The following is a 3,129-nucleotide window of genomic DNA, read 5'->3' as shown; positions in this document are numbered from 1 at the left end:
GTATCTGCTCAAAATGATAAGCGAAAAGCTAAGCGAGGGGTCATCCATGAATGACTCCTCGCTTAGCAATGCTTTTTAAGGGACGACTACTTATACCTCAATCGAAGTCCTACTTATACCTCAATCGAGGCTTAAATAGGACTTCACTCGAACTCTTATTTGAGTCTCAATCGAGATCCTACTTATGCCTCTATCGAGGCTCTATCGACACCTCCGTTCTCTGCCTAGATAGCTTCTCAACCGAGGGTGTACCGAGACCTCGGTCGAGGATCTACCGAGGGCACTTTCCCTGCTCTACTCTAGGTCGATCACCGTGATGCCGGCACCGCCGAGCTGTACATGCTCATCTGCATAGTGCCGCACCCCTGGCACTCCCGAGAGGTACTGCCGTATGGCCTCACGCAGGGCCCCCGTACCCGTACCGTGCAGGATGCGCACGCGACTGATGCCGAGCTGCAAGGCATCGTCCACGAAGTAGGTAGTGGCCTCTAGGGCTTCGTTCACCCGCATCCCCCGAAGGTCCAGGTCTTGCTTGAAGTGCAAACGCTTCTCTCGCAGCTGATCCAAGATGCTGCTATGTCTCTGGCCCAAGGTGAGGCTCTGTGCCTTCTGTTGCTGCTTCGTTTGGCTCTTATCCTTGCCATTGGGCTGGCGCAGACGATCCAGGGCGATTGTAACCTTGAGCATACCCATAGCGACGATGGCCTCCTCGTCCTTGATAGAGAGGATCGTCCCGACACTCTGCTGGCCCTCGATACGCACCTCCTGCCCGACAGTCCACTGAGGTCGCTGCTCGGCAGAGGCCTCGGGCCCTTGCGCAGCCTGCTGGGTAAGCTGGCGGAGCTTCGCTACGACCTTCGCCTCGTCCTTCGAACCTTGCCCCCGCCCGGCCTTGCGCTCACGACGGCGCAGGATGCGCTCTACCTCTCGCTGTGCCTTCTGTGCCGAGAGGCCATCATCCTCAGTCTCCGTAGAGAGATCCTCCTGGTACGATCGGAGCTCCTGGCGCAGGCTGATCGTTCGTTCTCGTTCGGCCTCAGCCTCCTTGATCTCGCGGATGGTACGCTCGACACGGCTGCCCGCCTCATTCACAATGCGCTTGGCTTCGTCTCGAGCCTCGGCCAGGAGTTCGGCCCGCTGAGCCTTGAGGGCAGCGATCTCATCGTGGTACTTCTGTGCAGCCTGCTGGAGGGCTTTTTCTTCCCTTCGAATGCTTTCTCGCTTGCCCTCCCAGTACCTCTTGTCTCGGATGATGTCCTGTAGGTACTTATCCATATCAATATAGTCGCTACCCACGATCTGTCGGGCCTCTTGGATAACCTCCTCGGGCAAGCCGATCTTGCGTGCGATCTCGATGGCGAACGAACTGCCAGGACGACCGATCGAGAGGCGAAAGAGCGGGCGCATCTCGTGCCGATCATAGAGCATCGCTCCATTGACCAAGCCCTCATGATCCTCGGCAAAGGTCTTCAGGTTCTGATAATGCGTGGTGATCACCCCCCAAGCTCCCTGCTCGTTGAAGCGATGCAGCAGGGCCTGGGCAATAGCCCCTCCGATCGTGGGCTCTGTCCCCCCGCCAAACTCGTCGATGAGGATCAACGTCTCGGGATCACACTCACGAGCGAAGTGCTTCATATTGCTCAGATGAGAGCTGTAGGTACTCAGATCATCCTCGATTGACTGCTCGTCGCCGATGTCGATGAAAAGGCGAGAGAAGACCCCTACCCTCGACTGCTCTGCCACGGGGATGGGCAGGGCACATTGCACCATATATTGCAATAGGCCCACCGTCTTGAGACAAACCGATTTTCCTCCAGCATTCGGCCCAGAGATGATCAAAAGCCTGCGTTCGGGCAGAGAGAGCTCAATATCCAGCGGCACGATCTCTCGCCCCTGAGCCTTGAGGCTGCGCATGAGCAGAGGATGCTTCGCCCCAAACCACTCCAGCCGAGGTTCGGCCTCGAGCCTAGGGCAGATCGCTTCGTGGCTGAGCCCCCACTGGGCCTTGCTTCGGATAAAGTCTATCACCCCAAGTAGCTCATAGGCACCGAGCAGATGCGACAGATTGGGGCGTAGCTTGTTGGCGATCTCGGTCAGGATGTGGATCAGCTCTCGACGCTCCTCTGCCTCTAGCTCTCGGATGCGGTTATTGGCCTCGACCAGCTCCACAGGCTCGATATAGACCGTTCGCCCTGTAGCAGACTCGTCGTGGACAATGCCTTTGATCTTGCGCTTGTACATCGGACTCACCGGGATCACCAGGCGGCCATCTCTGAGGCTCGGCTGTACCCCCTCCTCAACCCAGCCCTCGGCTCGGGCTGTGCGTAGGATGCGCTGTAGCGACCCCGAAATGCTCCGCTCGGTATCGCTCAGCTCCGTACGAATGCGCAGTAGCTCTCCAGTGGCATTGTCTCGGATCTTGCCATCCTTACCTAGGAGTCTAGCCATAGCCTGCTCGATCTTTGGAAAGGTTGGGCAGTTCTCCAGTACACGAGAGAGCTCGGGATAGAGGAAGGTCAGGCTCTCATCCTCCACCGACCCCGAGGCTGTCTGTACTCGGAAGAAGTAATAGAGGGCGTGCAGCGAGCGAAGCATCTGCAGCAGATCTGCCAGCTCCTCTTGCTCGATGTACGTCCCCTGAGGACGGATGCGCTGCAGAGCCTCTCGACAGTCTACGACACGCAGAGAGGGCAACTCTAGCTCACCTCGGAGGAGCTGCTGCATCTCCTGCACCTGCGTCAGCTCTTGACTGAGGGTGGAGAAGTCGTCCCGACAGACCAATCCCTCTACACGCTCCCGCCCCATAGGCGTTAGGGCATGCTCAGCCACGAGCATCCTCACCTCATCGAAGGCGATCTTCGCCTCAAAACTCTCTGGATAATGTGCTACTCTACCCAATCTCATCTACTCGTCTTCTATTCCAATAAATTGTCTGCAAAGATACAATTACCACTACACATGACCTCCCCCCAAGCGACAAAGACTAAAGCTCCCCACCTGCCCCATACTCTAATCCGAGGACTAGGAGCAATATGATAGGCAGTCTTGGGTGCAGGAAAAGGGAAAGGAGGAGGAGGCGAGAGAGGGGCAGTGTGGAGCAGGGCCAAAGGAGATGGCCATGGGAGATAA

1 protein-coding gene is annotated in these 3,129 nt (G+C 57.3%); it reads right to left on the bottom strand.

Going from position 1 to position 3,129, the window contains the following annotated elements; all coding sequences use genetic code 11:
- Positions 1-294 precede the first annotated feature (294 nt).
- Positions 295-2,904 carry an endonuclease MutS2 gene (locus HQ37_RS07490; protein WP_081951815.1) on the bottom strand — a complete coding sequence of 870 codons (2,610 nt, stop codon included), beginning with the start codon at positions 2,902-2,904 and terminating at the stop codon, positions 295-297.
- Positions 2,905-3,129 lie beyond the last annotated feature (225 nt).

The sequence above is a fragment of the Porphyromonas sp. COT-239 OH1446 genome (assembly GCF_000768875.1).
Classification (GTDB): Bacteria; Bacteroidota; Bacteroidia; order Bacteroidales; family Porphyromonadaceae; genus Porphyromonas.
Note: the sequence above shows the minus strand (reverse complement) of the source record. Positions and strands in the feature narration are given on the sequence as shown.